Origin of the sequence: Mesobacillus persicus, assembly GCF_900109925.1 — a bacterium.
Lineage (GTDB): Bacteria > Bacillota > Bacilli > Bacillales > Cytobacillaceae > Mesobacillus_B > Mesobacillus_B persicus.
The window spans coordinates 1-23417 of sequence record NZ_FOBW01000001.1 but is presented as its reverse complement, the minus strand read 5'-3'; the positions used below and the strand labels follow the sequence as shown (position 1 = coordinate 23417).

Annotated in this window: 28 protein-coding genes, 1 tRNA gene and 1 riboswitch; of the genes, 8 read left to right on the top strand and 21 right to left on the bottom strand. The window is 40.3% G+C overall.

All coding sequences use genetic code 11. The annotated features are described in order from the left end of the window. Positions 1-57: 57 nt before the first annotated feature. The 3 genes from BMX30_RS00145 to BMX30_RS00135 all read right to left on the bottom strand — a co-directional run bounded on the left by BMX30_RS00145 (position 58) and on the right by BMX30_RS00135 (position 2251). The gene (locus BMX30_RS00145) at positions 58-435 is read right to left on the bottom strand and encodes a MazG nucleotide pyrophosphohydrolase domain-containing protein (protein ID WP_090739954.1); all 378 of its coding nucleotides are present in this window, start codon (positions 433-435) and stop codon (positions 58-60) included. Between the two features lie 89 nt (positions 436-524). Continuing rightward, the gene (gene panF / locus BMX30_RS00140) at positions 525-1970 is read right to left on the bottom strand and encodes a sodium/pantothenate symporter (protein ID WP_090739952.1); all 1446 of its coding nucleotides are present in this window, start codon (positions 1968-1970) and stop codon (positions 525-527) included. After that, positions 1967-2251, bottom strand: a complete 285-nt coding sequence (locus BMX30_RS00135; RefSeq protein WP_090739950.1) for a YhdT family protein — start codon at positions 2249-2251, stop codon at positions 1967-1969. The genes panF and BMX30_RS00135 overlap by 4 nt, the downstream gene beginning before the upstream one ends. 366 nt (positions 2252-2617) lie before the next feature. Here BMX30_RS00135 and BMX30_RS00130 point away from each other — a divergent pair, with 366 nt between their 5' ends. From BMX30_RS00130 to BMX30_RS00110, 5 genes are all read left to right on the top strand, one after another. Further along, complete coding sequence (locus BMX30_RS00130; RefSeq protein ID WP_090739948.1) at positions 2618-2908, top strand: ferritin family protein; 291 nt, start codon at positions 2618-2620, stop codon at positions 2906-2908. Positions 2909-2927: 19 nt separating this feature from the next. Further along, entirely contained in the window at positions 2928-3278 is a 351-nt protein-coding gene (locus BMX30_RS00125; protein WP_090739946.1) for a spore coat protein, read from the top strand. A gap of 191 nt (positions 3279-3469) precedes the next feature. Next, positions 3470-4162, top strand: coding sequence for a DUF421 domain-containing protein (locus tag BMX30_RS00120; RefSeq protein WP_090739944.1), 693 nt, complete (start codon positions 3470-3472; stop codon positions 4160-4162). 44 nt (positions 4163-4206) lie between these two features. Continuing rightward, positions 4207-4500 carry a YetF domain-containing protein gene (locus tag BMX30_RS00115; RefSeq protein WP_090739941.1) on the top strand — a complete coding sequence of 98 codons (294 nt, stop codon included), beginning with the start codon at positions 4207-4209 and terminating at the stop codon, positions 4498-4500. Between the two features lie 180 nt (positions 4501-4680). Beyond that, on the top strand, positions 4681-5526 hold the full coding sequence (locus BMX30_RS00110; protein WP_090739939.1) for a manganese catalase: 846 nt from the start codon (positions 4681-4683) through the stop codon (positions 5524-5526). 33 nt (positions 5527-5559) lie between these two features. Here BMX30_RS00110 and BMX30_RS00105 read toward each other — a convergent pair whose 3' ends face one another. Beyond that, positions 5560-5937 carry a PH domain-containing protein gene (locus tag BMX30_RS00105; RefSeq protein WP_090739937.1) on the bottom strand — a complete coding sequence of 126 codons (378 nt, stop codon included), beginning with the start codon at positions 5935-5937 and terminating at the stop codon, positions 5560-5562. A 156-nt stretch (positions 5938-6093) separates the two neighbouring features. Here BMX30_RS00105 and BMX30_RS00100 point away from each other — a divergent pair, with 156 nt between their 5' ends. Both BMX30_RS00100 and BMX30_RS00095 read left to right on the top strand, forming a co-directional pair. Beyond that, positions 6094-6444, top strand: a complete 351-nt coding sequence (locus BMX30_RS00100) for an ASCH domain-containing protein (RefSeq protein ID WP_090739934.1) — start codon at positions 6094-6096, stop codon at positions 6442-6444. Positions 6445-6606: 162 nt separating this feature from the next. Next, positions 6607-6786, top strand: a complete 180-nt coding sequence (locus BMX30_RS00095) for an H-type small acid-soluble spore protein (RefSeq protein ID WP_090739931.1) — start codon at positions 6607-6609, stop codon at positions 6784-6786. Positions 6787-6855: 69 nt separating this feature from the next. On the opposite strand, the gene BMX30_RS00090 is transcribed toward BMX30_RS00095, so the two are convergent. Together BMX30_RS00090 and BMX30_RS00085 are read right to left on the bottom strand one after the other, a co-directional pair. After that, positions 6856-7881, bottom strand: coding sequence for an ADP-ribosylglycohydrolase family protein (locus BMX30_RS00090; protein ID WP_090739929.1), 1026 nt, complete (start codon positions 7879-7881; stop codon positions 6856-6858). Positions 7882-7932: 51 nt separating this feature from the next. After that, positions 7933-8487 carry an HD domain-containing protein gene (locus BMX30_RS00085; RefSeq protein WP_090739926.1) on the bottom strand — a complete coding sequence of 185 codons (555 nt, stop codon included), beginning with the start codon at positions 8485-8487 and terminating at the stop codon, positions 7933-7935. Positions 8488-8683: 196 nt separating this feature from the next. Here BMX30_RS00085 and BMX30_RS00080 point away from each other — a divergent pair, with 196 nt between their 5' ends. Further along, positions 8684-9265, top strand: a complete 582-nt coding sequence (locus BMX30_RS00080) for a hypothetical protein (protein WP_090739924.1) — start codon at positions 8684-8686, stop codon at positions 9263-9265. Positions 9266-9449: 184 nt separating this feature from the next. On the opposite strand, the gene BMX30_RS00075 is transcribed toward BMX30_RS00080, so the two are convergent. The 15 genes from BMX30_RS00075 to BMX30_RS00005 all read right to left on the bottom strand — a co-directional run bounded on the left by BMX30_RS00075 (position 9450) and on the right by BMX30_RS00005 (position 23396). After that, complete coding sequence (locus BMX30_RS00075; RefSeq protein WP_090739922.1) at positions 9450-12155, bottom strand: PAS domain S-box protein; 2706 nt, start codon at positions 12153-12155, stop codon at positions 9450-9452. A gap of 211 nt (positions 12156-12366) precedes the next feature. Further along, positions 12367-12975, bottom strand: coding sequence for a histidine phosphatase family protein (locus BMX30_RS00070; RefSeq protein WP_090739920.1), 609 nt, complete (start codon positions 12973-12975; stop codon positions 12367-12369). Beyond that, a complete protein-coding gene (locus BMX30_RS00065) occupies positions 12968-13687 on the bottom strand; it encodes an ATP-binding protein (protein ID WP_342028051.1) in 720 nt (239 codons plus the stop codon). Before BMX30_RS00065 ends, BMX30_RS00070 begins: the two co-directional genes overlap by 8 nt. 8 nt (positions 13688-13695) lie before the next feature. Beyond that, positions 13696-14187 carry an ECF transporter S component gene (locus tag BMX30_RS00060; protein ID WP_244532465.1) on the bottom strand — a complete coding sequence of 164 codons (492 nt, stop codon included), beginning with the start codon at positions 14185-14187 and terminating at the stop codon, positions 13696-13698. Then, complete coding sequence (locus BMX30_RS00055; protein ID WP_090739914.1) at positions 14180-14773, bottom strand: cob(I)yrinic acid a,c-diamide adenosyltransferase; 594 nt, start codon at positions 14771-14773, stop codon at positions 14180-14182. The genes BMX30_RS00060 and BMX30_RS00055 overlap by 8 nt, the downstream gene beginning before the upstream one ends. A 42-nt stretch (positions 14774-14815) precedes the next feature. Next, complete coding sequence (locus BMX30_RS00050; RefSeq protein ID WP_090740832.1) at positions 14816-15256, bottom strand: bifunctional adenosylcobinamide kinase/adenosylcobinamide-phosphate guanylyltransferase; 441 nt, start codon at positions 15254-15256, stop codon at positions 14816-14818. Continuing rightward, positions 15208-15825: a histidine phosphatase family protein gene (locus tag BMX30_RS00045; protein WP_090739911.1), complete on the bottom strand. Its 618-nt coding sequence runs from the start codon at positions 15823-15825 to the stop codon at positions 15208-15210. Before BMX30_RS00045 ends, BMX30_RS00050 begins: the two co-directional genes overlap by 49 nt. Continuing rightward, complete coding sequence (gene cobS / locus BMX30_RS00040) at positions 15783-16577, bottom strand: adenosylcobinamide-GDP ribazoletransferase (protein WP_090739909.1); 795 nt, start codon at positions 16575-16577, stop codon at positions 15783-15785. The genes BMX30_RS00045 and cobS overlap by 43 nt, the downstream gene beginning before the upstream one ends. Before the next feature lie 112 nt (positions 16578-16689). Beyond that, positions 16690-17292, bottom strand: a complete 603-nt coding sequence (locus BMX30_RS00035; RefSeq protein ID WP_090739907.1) for a bifunctional adenosylcobinamide kinase/adenosylcobinamide-phosphate guanylyltransferase — start codon at positions 17290-17292, stop codon at positions 16690-16692. Further along, positions 17262-18350 carry a threonine-phosphate decarboxylase CobD gene (gene cobD, locus BMX30_RS00030; protein ID WP_090739905.1) on the bottom strand — a complete coding sequence of 363 codons (1089 nt, stop codon included), beginning with the start codon at positions 18348-18350 and terminating at the stop codon, positions 17262-17264. The genes BMX30_RS00035 and cobD overlap by 31 nt, the downstream gene beginning before the upstream one ends. Then, on the bottom strand, positions 18307-19290 hold the full coding sequence (gene cbiB, locus BMX30_RS00025; RefSeq protein ID WP_090739903.1) for an adenosylcobinamide-phosphate synthase CbiB: 984 nt from the start codon (positions 19288-19290) through the stop codon (positions 18307-18309). The genes cobD and cbiB overlap by 44 nt, the downstream gene beginning before the upstream one ends. Then, a complete protein-coding gene (locus tag BMX30_RS00020) occupies positions 19287-20756 on the bottom strand; it encodes an adenosylcobinamide amidohydrolase (protein WP_090739901.1) in 1470 nt (489 codons plus the stop codon). Before BMX30_RS00020 ends, cbiB begins: the two co-directional genes overlap by 4 nt. 3 nt (positions 20757-20759) lie before the next feature. Then, the gene (locus BMX30_RS00015) at positions 20760-21818 is read right to left on the bottom strand and encodes a FecCD family ABC transporter permease (RefSeq protein ID WP_090739899.1); all 1059 of its coding nucleotides are present in this window, start codon (positions 21816-21818) and stop codon (positions 20760-20762) included. Then, a complete protein-coding gene (locus tag BMX30_RS00010; protein ID WP_090739897.1) occupies positions 21781-22758 on the bottom strand; it encodes an ABC transporter substrate-binding protein in 978 nt (325 codons plus the stop codon). The genes BMX30_RS00015 and BMX30_RS00010 overlap by 38 nt, the downstream gene beginning before the upstream one ends. A 144-nt stretch (positions 22759-22902) precedes the next feature. Continuing rightward, positions 22903-23101: riboswitch (cobalamin riboswitch) on the bottom strand. A 221-nt stretch (positions 23102-23322) separates the two neighbouring features. Continuing rightward, positions 23323-23396 (bottom strand) — tRNA-Ile (locus BMX30_RS00005). Positions 23397-23417: the final 21 nt, after the last annotated feature.

Genomic DNA, 23417 nt, shown 5'->3' with positions numbered 1-23417 from the left:
TCCATCTCCCTATGTATAATACCTGCGTTCGAATTCCACAAACTGGATGGTGCCATCCTATTTTCTGGTTACGTCTTTATTCGTCCGGTTTTTCACTTCCTCCATTTTTTGATAGAAGCTATCTTCGGCGTCTATGTCAAAATAATTATAAAACTTCATTATATAGGCTAGACAGTCAGCGAGCTCTTTTCCGATATTTTCCTTCACCAAACCCTTTGCCTCTTCAAACGCCTGTTTCTCTTCCATCCCGTTCTGAATGGAGCGGTAGGCTATATTAAACGCCTTGCGCAGCTCCTCAGCTACTTCAGCCATTTCCGTTGTCAGTAGCATATAATTGTTTAGCAGGGAGGCCCTACTCTTCTCAAAGCTCTCATCACTAATCACCCACCCCATCTCTTTCTGAAACGTATCAGCAAAAGCTTGTACTTCTTTCATTTAATGGACCTCCGAATTCTTAATGTTTATGGTTTATAACTTACTAAATTAGAGAGAGAAACGCCTGGACCCACTCCAAGCGTTTCTTTTTATGCAACCTTGACCGACTCCGTAATCCGTTGTTTTCCCACCAAGCTCCCCACAATAAAAGCAACAAGGGATAAAATAATAGGTAGAACAACCGTATGAACTCCAAATGGATTAGGAAAGTATAGGTGGAACAGAATATAAGACCCAACACCTACAATCATCGAGGAAATCGCACCATATTTGTTTCCGGTGCGCCAATACAACCCCATGACGACTGGCCAAATAAACGCCGCTTCAAGACCACCAAACGAGAATAAGTTTAACCAAATAATTAAGTCTGGAGGGCTAAGGGCCATTAAAAAGACTAGAACCCCAAGAATCGTTGTCACTCCAAAACTCATATTTTTCACTGTTTGGTTGCTAGCATCAGGTTTTATATAATTTAAATAGATATCTTTGACAACGGCCGAGCTAACTAGTAATAGTAAAGAGTCAACCGTTGACATAATGGCAGCCATTGGTGCTGCAAGTACGAGTCCCGCGAGCCAAGCTGGGAGAACTTCCATTGCCAATAACGGCATGACTGTATCTCCTACTTCTATTCCAGGCAATATTGGACGAGCAAACACACCGATTAAATGCATTCCTAACATAATAAACCCAATGACAATCGTTCCGATAATAATCGCTCGATGCATCGATTTTGCATTTTTATAAGACATTGCTCGAACCGTTATTTGCGGAAGTCCGACTACCCCGACACCGACTAAGATCCAAAAAGACGAGACATATAATGGAGTCAATCCGCCATCAAAACCATATGGGGTAATAAGGTTTGGATTTTCTGCCGTTAAATCCGAAACGATGTTCGAGATCCCTCCACCAGCAATAATCGTCGCCACCAATAGTATGAGCGTCCCAAAAAACATCACCGTCCCTTGCACAGCATCCGTGAGTGCAACCGCTCTAAAACCACCGATAATAACATAAATAAGGACAGATACTGCAAAAATAAATAATGCACTCGTATAGGAAAGCCCAGTTAGTGATTCAATTAATCTAGCACCACCGACCCATTGCGCAGCCATCGCTGAAAACAAGAAAATGATAATACTCGCAGCAGATAAAAGTACCACCCATTTGCTTTGATATCGCTCTTTTAAAAAGTCGACAAGTGTTATCGCCTTGTATTTCCGAGTTACAATAGCGAATTTCTTACCTAGAATCATTAAAACGAAATATCCAGTTGCAAGTTGTGCCATGGAGAGCAATACCCAGCCTAATCCTTGAGTATAAGCAGCTCCAGGCCCACCAATAAAGCTACTCGCACTACCATAAGTTGCTGTCATCGTCATCGCTAAAATAAATCCACCGAGCTGACGACCACCAAGAAAATATTCTTGTAAAAATGAGCTCGAAGACTTCAAGTAAGTACTCGCCCAAAATCCAATAATAAAGATGATGACTAAGAAAAGAAGTAAAGGGATTATTACCGCCCAGTTCATCTTGTCCCCTCCGTTTCGTCATCGAATGGGACCTCTTTAAAAAGAAGCTTAACGGCTAATATTACTAAAATCACCATTAAAACAAACCCACCTACACAGCTGAAGAAAAACCAAGCTGGCAAACCGAAGATATACGTATAGCTTTCGACAGATTCGGAACCCATTCCGTACGCAAACCCAAACCACCAAACAAAATTAATAATTACCAAAATAACGCCAATCCAAGCTTCCCTTTGGGCTATTTTAAAGCGCGGATCTTTATCACTGATTCCGTTTTTCATTGCCTGACTCCTTTCACGTTGTTCAAATATAACTATCCTAGTACGTTCATTTGTATTTTAATATAAACCACCACATTATAGTATTATTTTTTTTGAATAGTTTAGCAGCTTTTGTCTCCATTACTCTGTGGACACTTGTCCATTTACTTATTACTACGAAAGCATCTGTTTGCGCGCTATTTAAACAAGGTGCTAGTTTAATCACAGTTCAGGACACTTGTGTTGATCTATTTTGATCTTAGGTGAAACTAAAAAAAGACTACCTAAGAAATTTTAAACGTGTTCAATCACACAAATTACGAATATTTACACATGAATATGCTCACTCTAACCTTGTCAAAATATTACAATGCAAGGAGCGAAATTATGGATAATACTCAACAAGCACCTATGCAAACTCCTCCTCAAGTTATTACAACTAAGGATATGCTTTACTTGAAAGATGCCCTATCTTGGGAACTACTCGCTTTAAAAAAGTTCCATCATCTTGCTCAGCAAGTATCTGATCAGGAAATGAAACAAGCTCTCGACAACGCAGGAAGAATGCATCAAAATCACTATCAAAGATTATTGGCACACTTACAGACAAATAACGATGCAACTATGGCTAATGTCCCTAGTCCAAATCAGAATCAAAACCAAAACCAACAGCATTAATAAAACGAGGTGAAAATGGATGCAAAACCAACAGCAATCGCAAAACAGCAGTACGATTAAAAATCCAAAAGGCCTAGATTTGCCACAAGTTAAAGGTCCTGAAATGAATGATCGGGATTTTATTAACGATGGCCTAAGTACCTGTAAATATATTACAGATAGTTTGAATATCGCCGTTCGTGAAGCCAGCCATGACCAGTTGTATAACGATATGACTCAAATTCTTCAAGAGACCCATGATAGCTGTCGTCAGCTTTTCAATCTGATGTTTAAGAATGGTGTGTATAAGCTAGAAGCTGAAAAACAACAAACGATTGACCAAGCCTATCAACAGTTTAGCAATTACTCTTCGCAATTTCCGTATCAATAAACTTGAAATGGGCTAGAGTTTTACACTCTAGCCCCTCTATTAATAACCATCTGATTTGCTCGCCACGTTACATTTATCTTTTCGATGTCCTTCTAAATCGTTCTCAATTCAACCATTTTTAGAAAATGGCCCCCTTTTCATCCTGATTTTATGATTCTTTGTGCAACATTACACTGAAAGGTGGAGTTCTTGTGGAGCTACAAGAATTGTTCATTCGGTTGACTGTTTCCTTCTTCGCCTTGTTATTGTTGACCATGTTTATGGGGAGAAAAGAGATAAGTCAGTTAACTTTATTTAACTTTGTTTCAGCTATGGCAATTGGTACTCTAGGTGGCTCTCTCATTATTGACCATTCGCTTAGCATAAGGAATGGAATCCTCGCCCTAGTAGGATGGACTCTACTAACCTTATTGATAGGATATATTGACATGAAGTCTAGGGCCTTCCGGAAATTTATTGACGGCGATCCGGTTATTGTCATCAAACAAGGGAGAATAATGGAAAGAGCCCTAAGGAAAGTTCAACTTGACGTCGATTCTCTTCGTGCCATGCTTAGGGAGAAAGATGTTTTTTCACTAACTGATGTGAAGTTCGCCATTTTTGAGGTGGACGGTACTCTTTCAGTTATGAAAAACGAATCCATCCAAACGAATAGAAGCAACTTAAAAGATAAACAGGAAGACACACACTTCCCCGTCCCAACAGAAGTCATTTCAGACGGTATTGTTAACACAAATAATTTGTCAAAACTCAACCTTGATAAAAAATGGTTACATAGACAATTACAACAATCAGGAGTTCACTCGGTCTCTGAAGTTTTTTACGCTGAGGTCCAACAGGATGGGTCATTATATATCGATAAGCGGCAGGATTTTGTTCCTTAGATGATTGAGATACCTCTCTAAAAATAATATTAGGTGGTGATTTAATGGGTTTGCAGCAAGTACTAGTTCAAGTGGTCAAATCTTTTCTCCAACCGAAATACCAGTCAGATTATATTGATATGAGCCATTTTGAAAACATACATTATCCATACCCTACGGAAGTTATTTCTAACGGTGTCACCAATACAACTAACTTAGAGAAGCTAAACCTTGATGAACAATGGCTTGACCAGCAATTAAAACAACTTGGGATACACTCGGTATCAGATGTTATTCATGCTGAAGTCCAACAGGATGGGTCATTGTTTATTAATGAGTGTAAAAATCTTTTACATTAGACATCTTCGAGATTTTCTGACTTACTCCACTGGGCAAGCCCACGTGGTTTTACGGGCAAATTCTAAAACCTTATTTCCAAGCTAGACAGTGATTCCTCTTTCTTACGTACTAATTCACACATACTCCTGGCCAAATTACGAAATAATAAAATGACTGCGTAATGAAATGGAGGATTTGAAATGTTTTATCATATTAAAGAGCTTCAATACAATGCAAAGCCAGAGCGTCCAGATCCAGTTTATGCGAAAAAACTTCAAGAAATTTTAGGTGGGCAGTTTGGTGAGATTTCCGTTATGATGCAGTATCTATTCCAAGGCTGGAACTGCCGTGCTGACCAAAAATATCGTGACATGATTCTTGACATTGGAACAGAAGAAATTGCCCATGTTGAAATGTTAGCTACAATGATTGCGCAGCTCCTTGATAATGCACCAATCGAAGAACAGGAACAAGCAGCGAAGGATCCTGTTATTGGCGCAGTTATGGGTGGAATGAACCCACAGCATGCGATTGTCGGTGGTCTTGGTGCTAAACCAGATGATAGTGTAGGTTATCCTTGGACGGCTCGCTATACAATTGCTAGCGGCAACTTATTGGCCGACTTTAGAGCGAATCTTAATGCAGAATCTCAAGGTAGACTACAGGCAGTCCGTCTTTATGAAATCACGGATGACCCGGGTGTACGCGATATGCTTTCCTTTTTAATTGCAAGAGACACGATGCACCAGAATCAATGGTTAGCTGCTATCCATGAATTAGAAGAACGTGAGGGACCTGTAGTACCAAGTACTTTTAACACTGAGTACGAAAAACAAGAAGTTTCATACTCCTTTATGGATTTCTCAAAAGGGAATGAGAGCAAGAAAGGACGTTGGGCATCGGGTCCGAGCTTTGATGGCAAGGGTGAATTTGAATACATTTCTGACCCCGAAGCAATGGGACAAATTCCGATTTTAAAGCCGGCTCCATTATACGTTCACGGGACCATTCCAAGCGATATGCCCCCACCACCATCTGCACACTAAATAAAAGAAGTTTGCCAACCGGCAAACTTCTCTTTATTTTGCTATATATGTTGCGAGTGCCTTTTGTACGTCATAGATATTTTTATCTTTTTTAAACTGCTTGGAGATTGGCTGTTGTGACCCGGATAGCCAAATCTTCAATTCTGCATCGAGATCGAAACTGCCCGCTGTTTCTACACTAAAATGGGTAATGCTTTTATATGGAATAGAATGATACTCCACTTTCTTCCCTGTCATTCCTTGTTTATCAATTAAAATCAGGCGTAGATTTGTAAACACAATTAAATCACGAATTAATTTATAGGCCTTCTCAACCTGCTCATCATCGGTAACAATGATCTCTAATTCGCGCTCTACCTCTTTGACATCAACCTCGGATACATTCCCTAATAGACCATCTAAGAATCCCATTTACATCCACCTTCCCCATCTTTATTACTGTTTATATTCTACTTACCACATTAGTATCCCTCTTGTTTGTTCATAAAATGTTCGCTTGTACTTTCCTGATCTAATTTCTTTTTATGTTACATTATAAAGGTAATTAAGATAGAAAGAGGTTTTTCAATGGATAATCAAAAAACACTTAACGAGTTGTCACCAAAGACGGGTCCAATTGAGCGTCTTGTCGTAAGACCACAAGACATTGAAAATGTAATTAATGGCACTAGAACCGTTGTCCGCAGAAATGGTCGCTATGCCGATGTCGGCGAAATATTCACTCTTAGCAATAAAAAGTTTGTCATCAACCGAGTCTACTCTATGACGTTAGGAAGCCTTACGGATGAAGATGTTCTTCAAGATGGGTTTAGCACAGTAGAAGACTATAAGAAGGCTGTCTTATCCTCCCATCACGGCATGACATGGAATCCAGAAACAGTCGTCTGGGTCCACGAATTTAGCCCAATCACCCAATAACCTATGCAGGCACCATCCAGAAATTGGATGGTGCCTGCCACTTTACATAAATTTACATGTAAACTCCTGATAATCTACGGTAAATAGAAAATACTAATGTTTAGTTTCATATTAGGGCTTTACTTTGACTTCCAAAGAAACTAAATTTCGAGGTGATTATTTATGGACTTGAATCGTGTCAAACAAATTTTATCTTCCAAAGCAGAAATTCCTGTCAACTATCACGGAGTACCCGTCTGGATTGAGAATGTAGATGATTCATCGCAAATGGCAACCGTCACGGGCAGAGATACTCGGGATGAACCAATGCCAGTACCTATCAATGATTTAAAGGAAGAATAAATCTAGCTTTAAGCCACCTAATTAGAAATGGCACTAGAGACTAAATTGACTCCGGGTGCCATTTTCCCCTTACCATCCAGGATACTTTCTATGCCAGGATTCACTCTCTTCATATCTAGTCAAAACATCGTCCGCCAACTGTATGATTTCATCTTTAAGCTCAACATCTTTTATCCACTGTACTGGAATCCCCTCTAACCCTAATAGGGCTCCCAAAATGTTACCAGTAATTGCTCCCGTACTATCGCTATCGCCATTATGGTTTACAGAGGCTATGACTGCTTTTTGAAAGTCGTCTTGATATCTTAGAGAGCAAAAAATCGAAATCGCCAATGCTTCTTCGCCAACCCATCCTTCACCTAAGGTCCGAATGGCTTCTTCGTCATCTACATCAGAGTAGGCAAGCTTCAGCGCCATTTCTACCAGTGTGCTACATTCCTCATGATTCGGCCAATTTGCTAATTCCTCCACCATCCGCTCTACCGCTAATGGTAAATCTCTAGTTTCAAGAATGCTTGCAATTATATAACTCAGACCACCAGCAGACAGAAATCCACTAGGGTGCCCATGAGTAATCGCTGCTAGTTCACTTCCCAGTTGAAAGGCTCTTTCCTTAGGATAAAGTAAACCAACAGGTGCGGTCCGCATCACACCACCACAACCTTTACTGTCGTTGATTGGCGTTGAAACTTGTCCAATGGTCCCACTATGCAACGCACTCAAACAAGTGTTACCAGGGGCCCTTCTATTATGTAAAACATTAATGGGATAAATCCAGCCATCCTTCTCTACATCCGTTTCAATCCCTTGTGTTGACAACCAACGCAAATAACTTTTATAAACCATCGTTGGTACATCGACAATTCCTTTATTGTTCCCCCGATTTTCTGCACGAAGCAGTCCTTCAGCCGTAAACATCGTCATTTGCGTGTCATCCGTTATTTCAGCAGGACCACCGGGACGGATATCGAGAGTCTTAATTCCTTCTTCCCCGTACTTGTTTCTGATTTCCTCGAGCCTCATAAATTCTACAGGCCAGCCAAGTGCATCGCCAATAGCCCCGCCAATTAAACAACCTCGATACAAATTCTGCATATTATCCTCCGTATGTTCTCATCATTTGAGCCAGGGAAAAATCCCCTTCTCTTATCTAAATTCCGGATTTACGCCGAATAATTGATCCACATCTGCATTCAAATAATCAAGCAGCTTAAACTTCGATTTATGCCCAAGGCTTTTTACTATGCTTCGATAATACCATTCTTGATGCTCTCGTCCCCGGTTAAAGCGAGACCAGACTTCATCCCCCTCTAATACAAAATCATGTAAGATGGATCGAATATTATGTAATTTATCTGCACATGCTACAATTCTAATTTCTTCAGGAGCTGATGCTAAAAATTGAATCGTGTGTTCCTTTCTCTGCTCCCAACTGAGTGACTTATTGGGTTCTGAGCACCCATCAACAATTTCAGCTATTTTCGGCCCAAACCATTGGTTAATTTCATTTAAGGTTAAAGAGGTATCTTCTACAGTGTCATGAAGGATTCCGGCCGCGACCAAATTATCCTCATAGCCAGCCTTCATCAATATCATCCCTACAGCTACTGGGTGCATGATATAAGGAATCTTTGTATTTTTACGATATTGTCCATCATGAGCTTGCGTCGCAACTTGAAGTGCTTTCTCTATAAGTTCCATTTAAGATTATCCCCCCTCGAAATTTGCTTCTTTCACTTATTTTACCACTTTTGTGTGTTGTGTAATTCATTTTGGAAATATAACTAGGGACAGAAAAATACGTCTAAACAAGAATAAGAGGTTCGATATCCTTTTCATACTCAGTCTTATTTTGGGAATGCTAAAAAATACAATATTTAGAAAGGAAGATCGTTGAATGAACAGAATGATGTTCTTGGCCATTTCGTTAATCCTTTTCGCCGTTTTAACGGCTTGTAATGCCGATGAGGAAAAAATCGTCATTCTCGAAGACCTAAATAACCCTTCACGAGAAGAAATACGCGCAAAAACACAAGATCAGCCTGAAAACACCTCTCTGATTTCAGAAGAAGTTGGGATTGGTGCTACCCGTCATCAGTTTGATCACGCTTACGGCAAAAACTATGGGGATTTGGAAATTGCCAGGTATCAGGGAGAATTCATGATTGTTACGTACGAAACACACCGTGCGGTAAATGTTCAATACCAGTTTGCATACAAACCTGGACATCCCTTGACTGAAGAGCAAATGGATTCGTATATACGAGAAAGAATTCCAGCAGACGCCATGGAATTAAAAAGAATAAATGAAGATAGTGACCAAGAAATTATTCAATATCGAAGTGAATCTTTAAGGGATACTGTTTCTAGCCAAAGCTTTAGAGGGGACGAGCCGGGGAATTTCGTCGTTATAGTAAATAAAAACCAGCAAGGAAAAGTTAGTGTCACCGTAACCCTTGGAGGTAGAGCGAATGAGTAGGGAAAAGGGGAATCCCCCCTTTTTCACCCTCACAAGTTCATAAGTTTACATAATAAAATTATCGTTCCCTGTATAAAAAAATTGCGGACTAATACGAGTGATAAGGTACGAACAGGAAAATAAGAGTATATCTAGATTTCCCCCTCCTCTCACCTAGCGAGACGCAGCAGGCAACAGATTTTACTTAGTATGGAATACAGATTTCCACCTGGGTCCCTTCATTCAATTCACTGTTAATCTGAATACTTCCTTTATGCTCTTTTATTATTTTAAAAATAATCATCAGCCCAAGACCTGTTCCCTTTTCCTTCGTACTATAAAACGGTTCACCAATCCGCTTTAATCGCTCAGGTGGAATGCCACAGCCGCTATCCTCAATTAATATTTTTATATGGCCGTCTTTCTTCATTACCCTAATCTTAATTTTTCCGCCTTCCGGCATTGATTCAATTGAATTCTTCATTATATTTAGGAATACCTGTTTAATTTGGTTAGGGTCACAATATATGGCAGGAATCAGTTCATCGATTTCCGTTTTAATCGCAATATTGCTCAAGTTCGCTTGTGTTTCCACCAATGGAAGGAAGCCATGCAGGATAGACTTGATTGATGTCTGGCTATATTTTTTGGCTTGTGGTTTTGCTAGAATAAGAAACTCATTTGTAATTAATTCAATCCGGTCGATTTCACGGAGCATAATCTCAAAGTATTCCTGATTTTGGCTTTTTTCCTGTAGGAACTGCAAGAAACCTTTTATGGAAGTAAGCGGATTTCGTATTTCATGAGCAATTCCCGCGGCTAACTGACCAATCGCAGATAAACGATCTGATTTCCGGAGATATTCTTCCGCTTTTTTTATCTCAGAAATATCCTTTGCTATCCCGTATACACCAACGATTTGATTATTCACAATAATAGGTAGATTTGTTATATGAAAGAAACCAGTTTGGCCGTTCTTATGGAAAAGCCCCGTTTCGTAGGTCTGTGGAATCCCTTTCATCGTCTCCTTAAACCTTGCCTCCGTATGACATAGAGATTGATCATTAACGAAGAGACGAAAGTTTTCCCCTATGATTTGTTCGGGAGAATACCCGATTAACCTCTGAACTGAAGGGTTAATATTCGTGATGACGCCTTCCAAATCAAGGCTGTAAACTAAATCAGGATTAGAAAAAAATAACGATTGGTAACGTTGCTTGTTTTCTTCTAGCTCCTTTTCTATTCGTTTCTGCTCAGTTATATCGCGAATAATAGCGGAAAACCCATTAAATGAACCGTTTTTATCCTTTAAGGGAGCATATGTGACGCTTACAGGAACGATATCCCCATCTAGCCTTTTACGTACTGTCTCATGCCCCTTTACCTTTGTACCATTTTTAACTGTATCTAAAAGGAGCCGATATTCGTTGCGATAATTATCCGGTATACTCGGAATGCAATTTTCTCCTTTAGGATATCCGAACATTTCCACATAAGCTTGATTGGCAAAAGTTAGTTTCCCTTCTATGTCCATTGTAGCAATCGCATCGCCTGTATTATGGACAAAGGATTCCATCAGTTCCTGTGTTTTTCTAAGATCATCATGCGTTTTTTTCAGTTCGGTAATATCACTACAAGAAACAATGACCTCAGTGACTTTCCCTTCTTCAAAGATAGGCCGTAAAGTTGCTACATAATCTATATCCCTTACACTAGCCTCGTAGCTTGTTTGTAAGCCTTTCCACGCCTTCTCATAATAAACAATCTTACGAGCTACCTCATCGGCCGGTAGAATATCAGCTAATGTTTTACCAGTAAATTCTTCTAAAGGCATTCCAAGTCGGTCAAATAATTGCCCTGCTCCAAACGTATGAATAAACTGACCATTTTCTTTTTTATATTTAAAAATCATTCCTTGGTGATTTTTTAGAATATGTTCAATTTCCTTATGGCTAACGGACAACTCCTGTTCTAGAAGCTTCTCATAGGTAACATCCCGAGCAATACCGTATACTCCTACTACGCTATCCTTTACGAGAATCGGTAAAAAGGTCAGATTAATAAAGAGCGCGTTTCCGTTTTTATGAATGGTTTTACATTGACAATGATGAACGTTTCCTTCGATTGCTTTATTAAATGCAGTTATAACCTGTTTATTTTCTTCAAGTACGAAAGAGTGGAACTTTTTCCCTGCAAACTCTTGCGGTTCATACCCGAACACTGAAAGGGCTTTATCGTTACATCCTAAAAAATCCCCCTCTAATGAAATCATATGGATGGATTCAGGATAATGGTCAAATAATGATTTAAAGCGCTGTTCACTTTCTTTCAACTGCTTTTCCAGCTGAATCCTCTTATCCCGCTCAATCGCGAATCCAGCCAAATTTGCACAGGTTTTAAGGATCTCAAATTCATATTCCGTCGGCCTACAAATTTCTGTATGATATACGGCAAAACTCCCCATTACTTGATCACCAATTGAAATTGGGATGGACCAGCAAGCCTTGATTCCAAACTTTGACACCCTATCACGATAATTGTCCCATAAAGGGTCCTTTTCGATATCTATTGTAATTACTGGTTCATTTCGATAAACAGCTGTTCCGCATGAACCCTCAGATGGCCCTATTTTGACCGGATGAAGCATCTCACTAAATTCATTTGGAAGATTTGGAGCTGAGCCAACGGTTAGGTTATTTTCCTCTGCTGCTAACAGAATCGAACAATGCATTTTCCGTTTAAAGTGCTCTTCGAGTGTTAAAGATAATGTCTCTAAAATTTGGGACAAAGAATCCCCTCGCGTAATCATTCCTAGCAGAAAAGAATGCAAATCTAGCATTGATTTCATTTCATCTATTGAAACAGTGCGTACAGGACCACCGTAATGCGCCTTCTCGTAAAAGATTACCATTGTACCTCTCTCCTAAAAAAACAGTCTCCTTGTTGTTGGATAACATTTATATAAATGATAAGAATATTAATCATATTGTATTTTTATCACATGAAGGTATTATATCATCATTTTTAAGAGATTTACTTAGGATTTTAAAATCCTGCTTAGAGTTTGATGAACTAGTCCTCCAACATATCGAACATAAAAAAACTAGACTCTAAATACAAGTCTAGCTGCTATGGCTTATACATCCTTCAAGCATAATTTTTTTAACGCCATCATGAATCTCTATAACTGTCAAACTAGTCCCGTGTATAAAGGGCGGGTCCCATATTTTTTCCACATCAGCATTTCTACAGAGGCTGTACAAAGACTTAATAACTACTCCATGGGTGATCACGAGTAAATTGCCAGTAGGGGTCTCTCTCTCAAGTTCATTAAAAAATTTCTCAATTCTTTTTTTAACGTCCAAGAAATTTTCTCCGAGTATATTTTCAAACCGCTGTGGCTCATTCCAATAAAAATGAAACTGCTCCGGATACTGTGTTTTTATCTCTTCTTCTGTTTTTCCTTGCCAGGCTCCTAAATCGATTTCATATAATCTTTCATCCGTCTCAATTGGAGTTGACCTCGTACCCTTTACACGTTTTGCTGTTTCCATGGTCCTGTTACTTGGCGAGCTGAATATCCGAGTAAAGTTGACCCCCTTTAAGCGCTCCCCTAATAAATTGGCATCTCTCTTCCCTTTTTCGGTTAGCTTTGAATCCAACCGTCCTTGGGTTCGTTTCTCTGCATTCCACTCCGTTTCACCGTGACGGACTACATATACCTTAAGCATGAGAGCTCCTCCTTCCTACAACTTTATGTAATAAAGTGCCTGCTATCCCTTCAATTTCATCCTGTTTTTCAATAGGATAAACAACGATAAAACACGTTGATGGTCCCGATGATTTCATAAGGTCTATGTTCGAGTTTATATCAGTCTCGGAAAATTTCAGATTGCTAAACAATTGATTGAGTTCAAACAGGATTCCTTTTGAACCTACGGGTAAAGTGCTGACGTTCTCTAGAGAGTTGATCTCATAAAACGTCGATAATGGGACAACTTCCGCCCCCTTTTCAATCACCTCATTGCCCACTAGCGGTGAGCCAATGACGGCTATTTCTAATTGAGGTGAATAATTAAGTTGTTTGTCTAGCTTGCTTATTTTCTTTTTTCCAAGGATTGTTACACCAATCGCAGACTGTTTTAAGCTAAAATTACTTTCTGTGCTACCCGTAATTTCTACTTCGGCTAGTCCCAGCTCTTCTAGGCCTTCTTCAATTCCGGCCCTCAGGTGTTCCCATGCCAATTCTCCACAAAAGTTTTGTAGTGTTACAGCAAATGGTTCCCCTCCTGCTGAGATACACTCCATTGCCGCCACCCGAAACGAGAAATAGGCAACCGTTTCGTATGGGACCTTGACTTCGTCGTCTACTTTCATCCCGATGGCGCCACTGTTGTCACTAGCGATGACAAGTTCTTCTTCCTGATTAAATGGAATAAACAAAACATCCCTCATAAGTTAACCTTACCTTCTGAAAGTCTCGGCCCAAGAATACTTATTAACCTAGGAATTGCCACCAAAGCAATAGCCATGTTTAATAAGGAACCCACAAAAAGACTTGGTAGTAACGCTAAGTAAAAGGCTTCTCCCATTATAAACAAAAAGGGAAGCGGGGCAGCAAAGGTGTTACCTAATACAAAAAGAATCGCTGCAACCCAACTTCTCCCTGAGCTGTAAAAAAACGAAAAGATAAAAGCGAGCAAGGCCATTTCAATAGCAACCAGTCCATGAAGTGCACCAAGGGGGAAACCTCCCATCAAAGCGGAGAGCAAATGACCCATACCAGCCACGACAGCACCAGCAGGGCCACCCAACAGTGCAGCGGCAAGGAGAGCGGGAAACGAATCGAAAGCCACGCTCCCAATAATGGCTGGAACCTTGATTGTTGCTCCGACCACCGTTAGCGCGATAAGAAGGGAAGTCAGTGTGATTTTTTTACTCACCTTGTTTTTCTTCCTTCCGCTTTCCATCACGAAAAACCTTCGCACTACGGACATACTCTACATCCTTCTGATTCAACCTAAAATTAATCACCCTTGCTAAAGCAAAAAAGTAATCAGATAACCGATTTAAGTACTTGAGCGCTGTTTCAGGAACTTCACTATCTGTCTTACTTAATGTAACAACTAATCTCTCAGCTCTTCGTGTGACTGTTCTTGCAATATGAATGGATGCAGCTGCTGGAGCACCGCCAGGTAAAATAAACCGTTCAAGTTCAGGAGCTTCGACAATCAATTCATCAATCCGTTTTTCAAGATAGTCAATTGATTCTGTTGTCAGTTTTAGTTCACGCTTACTCGATACATTGGCCAAATCCCCACCGCAATCAAAAAGCTCATGTTGAATTTTTTCAAGGTCTGCTAACACATCTTGAAAAATATCCGAGTTCAACTGTGTCACGGCCTGGCCAACAAAGCAATTCACTTCATCCACTGTTCCATAGGCCTCAACACGGACATCATCCTTATCGACTCGGCCCCCAATCAAGCTCGTTTTTCCTTTATCCCCTGTTCTTGTATATAATTTCATTCCAATCTCCCCTTTTCCTAAAATATGTGATGCTATTTTTGCCTATCCAATTTGTTGATTTATCCCGTACCAAACCAAATCGACACGCTGTGATGCAGATACCGTATCTTGGTAAATCCATCCCGTTACATCCCGCCATTTCCTTTGTTTGGCATCAATTGGAACAATCCCTTTAGAAAGGTCATTTCCTATTATAATAACCTTACACAAGGGGTGTTGCTTTTCCCACTCTACCCATTGCCGTAGTAGATCCTGCCATTTTTCACGGATTTCATGAACCTCAAATATTTCCACCCAATCCTTTACCCACATTTCGATTCCTTCTAAAACAATTACGCTTCCGCTACCGGGTCTCTCCGACTTTTCGGGAACAGCCTTTCGCTGATAAGCAGATATCCACTCATAATGTGTATTGTTTAATTGATAATATTCTTTCACCCATTTGGATTTGCCATTAAAGGCACCTCCTGTAACGAAATGCAACGCTCTCCCCTCCTCCATTGGTCTTTGTTCCACTTAAGTTCAAATCCATTTCCATGAGGAACCTTCCAATCGTGAAACTCCTTCTCTTCTGGAGCAAGTTGCGACAATAAATATTTAATCACTCCCCCATGGGTAATGATTGTAGCTCTAGTCTGATTATTCTCTTCCAAGTCCTTCTTTACCTTCTCCCAACCACCATTTACTCGTAGAGCAAATTCCTGAAATGATTCACCCTCAGGTGGCCTTACGGAATAAAAATCGTTCAGCCATTGTTCATAGAGAATATCCTGAACTAACTCTGAATAGGTCTTCCCTTCCCATTCCCCAAAATGCAGTTCACGCAATTCTGTTATTATTTCGGGTGTTGTACGAGGAAATAGAATGGCAGCGGTCGTCAAGCATCTACCTAAATCACTTGAAAAAACCATTTCATCTCTAAGCTGCAATTTAGATAACCTCTCTTTTTCTTCGAAGAGAAGCGGAGAATCATTCCAGCCTAAATAGGCTTGACGTTTATTTTCCTCGGTTACCCCATGGCGAAATAATGTAATAACCACAATGTCATCCATAAAAGCTGTCCTGTCCCTTCCACACTGGCTCCAAGAACATCACCTGTCATACCTCCAAACCAGCTAATTGTTTTCTTCTTTAAATAAATAATAAGTAGAAATGCGGCCAGAATCATAGCACAGATTCCAAACATGGCCCCATCACCAATGAATCCGATACTAGCAGCAATAAATATAACCAAATAAATGGGGTAAACAAGCAACGTCTTATCTGTTGCTGCATCTTTAAAAAGCGTCCCCAGTCCTTCCTTTTTCGCTGAAGGTATTGTTAATAAAAGAACCCCCATGACCATTTTGCTTAAAATAGGAATGAATGCTACTAATATATAGGTTATCGGCTCATGCATTAAAACAATTTCATATATAAAAAAGAACCTCGTACCTAGCAAGACAATGACCGACAAGACCGCAAAAGCGCCAGACCTTGGATCAGACATTATTTCTAAACGTTTTTCTTGATCACGGTACGAGAAAAAGGCATCGCTGGCATCCATCCAACCATCAAGGTGAATGCCACCAGTGAAAATAATTCCGGCTAACCAAAGTGCAATGGCCACTGTTAAACTTGAAAACATCGTCCATTCGGTCAGGGCAAAGAGAATACCTGCATAAAGCCCCCCCTGTACCAAGCCAAGCAAAGGAAAGGTCTTAATCGCCTTCCCCAAATGCTCTCGGTCCATAGGTATCGTAAAAGGCACTGGAATGCTTGTGAAAAATTGAAAATTGATTAATAAACCCTTAAGCCATTTCATGATATGCTTCTCCAATTATATTTTCTCAGATAGAGCCGATACGCACCAATGATCCGAGTTACAGCTATGCTATTACCACCATTAAATGATTTACCTTGAAACGTATTTCCTTTCATATGGACTTTCCCCCTTTCATTAAAAGAGGAATCCCGGATTCAACAAGATAGGCCTTTTGTGCCTTTGCGACTACTTTCTGATGAAGCTTTCCCAGTATTTTTTTATATGTATAAATGAGCTCTTGATCTCCGCTTGTATCATAGAAAACCTCATTGCTAACAACAATTAAAGCATGGCAAGAACTCGTAATCTTCTCGATAGCTTCGAGTATCTCTGCCATTATCTGCTCTTGAAACAGGATATTTCCCCACAGGTTTTCCTCTTTAAAAAATTCATTGTTTAGTAAGGTCGTTAAACAATCTAGGAGCACAACATCATGTTTACTGAACACTTCGGAAAGCTTTGTTAGCTCAGTAGGTTGTTCCCAGGTAATCCAATTTAGTCCACTAAAATGACGATCTGTTTGATGTCGTAAGATCCTCGTTTTCATTTCTTCATCACTTGCCTGACCTGCGGCGATATAATGTAGCTGATATGGAGTATTACCGGTTCTATCTGGAGTTAATCCTGATAAATCAACCGCAAGCTTTTCCGCAAACTGACTTTTCCCACTTCGAACGCCACCGCTTATAAAGATGAGGAATGATTGTTCCGCCACTCTACAATCGCCTCCATCAATCGGTCATTTTCAACCGGAGCTTTAATCGCAAACCGAAGCCATTTACCCTCAAGGCCAGGGAAATTCATTGTATGTCTAGGTACAATGCCTTTATCAAGTAAAAATCGAAATAAAGGAATCTGATCATCGAGAACAGGATCCTTTAGTAAATAAAAATTTGTCTCAGACGGTGAGACATTGAATTGTACACCATGGTAGAAAGCAAAGAGTCGCTTTCTTTCCTGTACAATAAGATTTATTGTTTCCTTTCTATAAATTTCACTTTCTAGGCACCATTCCCCTGCTTTCAGCGCAATCGCATTCATGCTCCATTGCGGCTGAAATTTCGCAACCCTCTCAATTACCCTTGCGTCTGCTAGCAAATAGCCAAGTCTCAAGCCAGGCATAGCATACATTTTCGTCATCGAACGAATAATAAGTAAATTAGGAAACTCTTCTATGTATTCAACCAAAGATTCATAATAATAAATAAAATCGTAAAATGCCTCGTCAATTATAAGGAGACAATTATTTTCTCTACAGGCGAAAAGTAATTCCATCAAAACTGGTTTGGAATAATAAACTCCTGTTGGATTGCTAGGATTACAAATAAATACCGCATCCGTATCCCTCAGTTTTTTGTGCAAACTCTCTAAATCTAGGTCCCAGCTTCCTGATGTTAACTGGTGATAATCTACAATGGCACCATTCACCCGACAGGCTTGCTCGTATTCGGAAAAGGCGGGCTGCACAATCAGTGCCCGTTGGCCAGTAAGAAGCCGACCAATAAGTGAGATCATTTCGGCACCACCATTCCCAATAAGGACCTGGTTCTCATCCAATCCTTCCGTTTTTGCAATCCTTTTTCTTAGCTCGATACCATTTGGATCAGGGTAATCACTAATGGTGCTCAACAAAGAATTCCAATTTTCTTTGATTAGTGGTGGAGGTCCAAGCGGATTAATGTTGGCACTGAAATCAACCCTATTATCTGGAAACTCCTTGTTTAATGCTTCATATAAATAATGCGGATTTGATCCATGTTCGGGCCAATTCAATCAATACCCCTCCTGTCCATAATAATAGTAAGTAGAATGGTAAAGTTCTCGTCACAATTTGGTTGGTTTTTAAAATATGATTCTTTTCTAATGGGACTATTGGATCGCCCATCCTTGCTCGATTAGAAATGACTCCTTTGTAATAGTTAATCCCCCCAAGCTGGACACCAAGGATTGCGGCAACCGCTGCTTCTCCCCAGCCACTATTGGGACTAGGATGCTTTTTCGCATCCCTCCATACTATTTTTCTAGCCCTTGTGCGGGATATTAACTCTGGTTGATTAGTTATTAGCATACACATGGATGTCAGGCGGCTAGGAATCCAGTTCACGATATCATCAAACCTTGCTGATGCCCAGCCAAAATCACGAAATCTTTCGTTCTTATAGCCCACCATCGAATCGCATGTATTGATCGCTCGGTACACCATTGCAAACGGAGCCCCCCCTATTAGCGCCCAAAACAAAGGAGCAGTAATTCCGTCACTCGTATTTTCAGCAACCGTTTCAACAGCACCCCTTGTGATTTCTTCTTCTTGTAGATGTTGGGTATCTCGACCAACAATATACGATAACTTGACACGGGCCTCCGCAAGGTTGTTTCTTTCGAGTGGCCTATAAATAGTTAACGCCGCTTCTTTTAAACCCTTTTGGGCAATGGTCGTCGCAATTAAAATCGCTTCAATCCCGATCCCCACCAAAGGGTGTATAGAATAAGCACCAACCACAAGTAGGAACGACGACCCTCCTACAACAACTAATACCGTTAGCACCATCATGAGGCCCTTTTCTTTCTGATACACTCCTTTATTCCATCTATTCTCTAATTTACTAATCAGGGAACCAAACCATTTTACAGGATGAGGCCAATTTGGTGGGTCGCCAACTACGAGATCAATTAGAACGGCAAAAGTAAGAGCAATCAGATGATATAGAATCATATCTTCACCCTTTGTCGGCTTTTCTTAATGGCTTCAATCGTACAATCATAAACGCCTTTACCTATTAACTTACCTAGAGGTGTAATTGTACCAGCAAACTCAAGGTGACGCCCCCTTTGCGTAGCCGCAATCGAAATGCTGTCCGTTGAAGTCCCAGTTGCAATTGAACCTGTAACCTTATCTCTTACTTCAAGTTCATGGAGGGCTTTTGTTTTCGCTTCAGTAGCTGTCATGATACTTTGGATAAAAGCTTCCTCGGTCAAGTGGCCATTGACAAACACCCACGTATTGATTGTCCCAGGGGACAACTGAAAGGTATGTTCCATACTTCTTGAAGCATCGATGGCATTGCCAACCCCTGCTGTAACGACAATTAACACGGAAAAATCTACATCTCGTAATAGCTGATAGTCAACATCCTCGATCATAACAGCCGTCATCATTCCGACCGTTTCTCCTGGTTCAAAGTCATTCTCTTTTATAAAGGCAACCATATCATCACGATAATCATCACAATGATAATTCTTATCAACATGACGGTTGATAAACACTTTATGCCAACCAGTCCCAGAGCCAACTACTCCTGAAGACATCGTGCGAAGAGGAATTGGAGACTTTAGAGCGAGATACTCTCCTGAAATTTGTAAGAGCGCTTCATCGATTGAGACGTCGTCAGTTTGATTATCCTTTATTTCTGGTAACAACACCATTTGCGGAGCAGGTACTTTTGGATGTGACTGTTTTTGTATTTTCGTTTTATAAACAGCTCGAATCCTTTCTTCACGAAGCACTTCATTTGGGAGATCGTCCAGGTTAATTTTCCCGTTTTCCATGAGAAGGAGACGGTCACAATATAACCCGGCCAAATTCAAGTCATGAAAAATGGAAATTACCGTCAAATTGCGTTCATTTGTCCATCCTTTTAATCGGTCCAGTAAATCCTTTTGAAACGATAGGTCAAGATGATTCGTTGGTTCATCCAACAATAAAATCTCCGGTTCTTGTGCAAGAGCCTGCGCCAAAAAAACTCGCTGTCTCTCCCCACCTGAAAGCAGTTGTATGTCCTGATTTTCAAACTGGGCAACTCCCGTTTGTCCCATTACCTGCCGAACAATTTGTTCATCCATTTCTGACCATGTTTGAAACCACCCTTGTTGATGAGCATACCTGCCAAGGGACACCGTTTCTTTGACGGTATAAGAAAACGCCTGACTAGAATGCTGTGGAAGGACAGCGATAATTTTCGCTAGTTCCCTTGCACTATATTGTTTTAGTGGTTTATCTTTTAAAAGAATATTACCATTAGAGAAAGGAAGTACCCCGCTTAACATTTTTAGCAGGGTGGTTTTCCCACTCCCATTTGGTCCCAGAATTCCAAATAATTCTCCTTTTTCAACCTCAAAAGAGATATTTTTTAGGATAGCCTCTCCAGTATATCCGCCTGTCAATTGTTGAATCTTAAGCATCCTTTACCCTCTTCTTTCCTTCCGTCTATTCATTAAAATGACCGCAAAAACGGGAGCTCCTATCATTGATGTAATCACACCAATCGGGAGTTCCGTTGGCGATATAATCGTGCGTGCCACTAAATCTGCTAAAATAAGAAATCCACTTCCCGTAAAAATAGACAATGGTAGTAAATGGCGATGATCTGGTCCCCATAATAGCCGCGTTAAATGTGGGATAACTAGTCCAACAAACCCGATGGTCCCAGAAACGGCAACAGCAGCCCCAGTTAATATGGAACCCGCAATAAGGACAAGCATTTTTCTCCTTTGAACATTTACACCAATATGCTGGGCCCTTTCCTCTCCAAAAGACATAGCATTTATTTCTTTAGCATTCATTAATAGAATGAATGAGCCAATTAAGAAGAATGGGAAGATGATGTTAATGTAGTCCCATCCTCGCATCGAGACACTCCCCATGAGCCAACCAATAATCTGTCTTAATTCATCGCCGGTCAGCGCAATCATCAAGGAAATAAATGCCCCTAAAAACGAGCTGAAAATAATTCCGGTTAAAATAATTGTTTCTACCTTCATTCCTCGGTCAATTCTACGAGCAAAAAATAATACCATCATAATCGTTAAAAAGGCGAAAGTAATACTTAATATTGGTAGGGTAAACATTCCCGCTAGTGGAATGGAAACTCCAAAGAAAAGCGTAATGACCGCACCAACTGATGCACCAGAGGAAACACCAAGGGTATAGGGATCCGCTAACGGGTTTCTCAATAAACCTTGAAAGGCGGCTCCCGCAATTGCGAGAGACGCCCCAACTAACCCAGCCAAAATCACCCGTGGCAACCGAATATTCATGACGATATTGCTATGCATTGGATCAATGCTTTCATTTAGTGAATAGCGGAAAATTTCAGCACCAATGATTCCAATGATATCCAAGATAGGCACGGAAACCGTACCTATCGATATTCCTAATAGCATTGCCATTAAAAGAAATACGGAAGCCAGTAAATAAGCTAAATATTTATTGGTTGAAAATTTCCGGGTAAACAGCTTTTGCAATTTCCTCTACTCCTTGAGCAATCCTTGGACCTGTTCGGGTAACCATATCTGAATCGACATCCACAACCTGCTCGTTTTTAACTGCTGTAATATCCTGCCAGCCATCTCGACTTACCACATCACTTACAGGATCGCCTGTGTAATATCCATGAGTCGTAATAATGACATCCGGATTTCTCTCGATAACTGCTTCCGGATCCATTTTCGGCCAACCGTCTTCGCTTACTACGTTTTTAGCGTTGATGATTTGGAGCATTTCATTCATAAAGGTATTAGCACCTACAGAATAAATTTCAGGTGCTGGTGACACTTCAACAAACACTGTCTTACGATCTGTTTCTTTTATTTCTTTTACTTTTGCTTGAATTTCTTCTATCTTTTCCTTCATATCAGCAACAATTGTTTCTGCCTCATCTAACTCGCCTGTCGCACTTCCTACCATAAGAATTCCTTTATACACATCCTCTAAATTTTGGGCATCGTTTACAACCAGAACAGCAATTCCTGCATCCTTTAGCTGCTGTAGACCAGCTTCTGAGTTATGAGCACTCGATGCATGAGCAAGAACAAGATTAGGGGATAAAGAAATAATTTTTTCAATATTAATCTCCATATTACCAATCTTTTCTTTTTCTACTACTTCTTCAGGGAAATTATCAAAATCAGACACCCCGACAATTTGTTCCCCTAAACCTAATGCATATGCAATCTCAGTATTGCTTGGGATTAAAGACACAATTTTCTCTGGTTTTGCTTCAATGACAACCTCATTATCGAGGGCATCCGTTATTGTAAGAGGAAAACTTGCTTCCTCTTGTTCACTAGCTTGATTCTCTTCATTTGGGGTTTCGACTGTTGGCTCTTCAGGACTACCTCCGCAGCCAGTGAGGATTCCCACCGCCAATAATAAGGCAAATAATAAGGTGTAAAGCTTCTTCATCCTTCATTCCTCCATTTAGTAATTGGGAATCTCTATTTCTTCCCTTTTTACAAAAAAAACATCTCCACTAGAGACATGGAGATGTTTGTATAGGTACTTACGTATGTATGTAATCCTGCCAAACACCTCCTATCCTCGTAGGTTTGTGGTGCAAAGAATCAGGCAGGTCTCCTGGCTCATGGTCATCGCTCGTTTTGCGCCTTCCCATACCTAATGGTACAGTGGCTAATGCAATAAGCTCCCATTTACAGTGGCGGGACCGCGTTGGAATTTCACCAACTTCCCTATTAAGTCTTAAAAAGATACAATCTTTTTAAAAGACACCCATTCTTCATTATGAAATTTTCCGCTAAAAAGAATTATACACCTATAAGGAGTTTAATGGACAGACTTTTTTCTAAATTTGCGAAAAATTGTCGAATTGCCCTCATACAGTAATTAACTACGCGAATAAGTAAATGACACAGGGTGAGCCGTTACTAATAAAACGATATACAAAAAGGGTGATTGCGATAAAGCAATCACCCTGAAAATATATGGAGTATTAAAGCAACCTATTATAAATGGGCCTAAGTGGACTCGAACCACCGACCTCACGCTTATCAGGCGTGCGCTCTAACCAGCTGAGCTATAGGCCCCTATTGTCTATGCATTTCGTT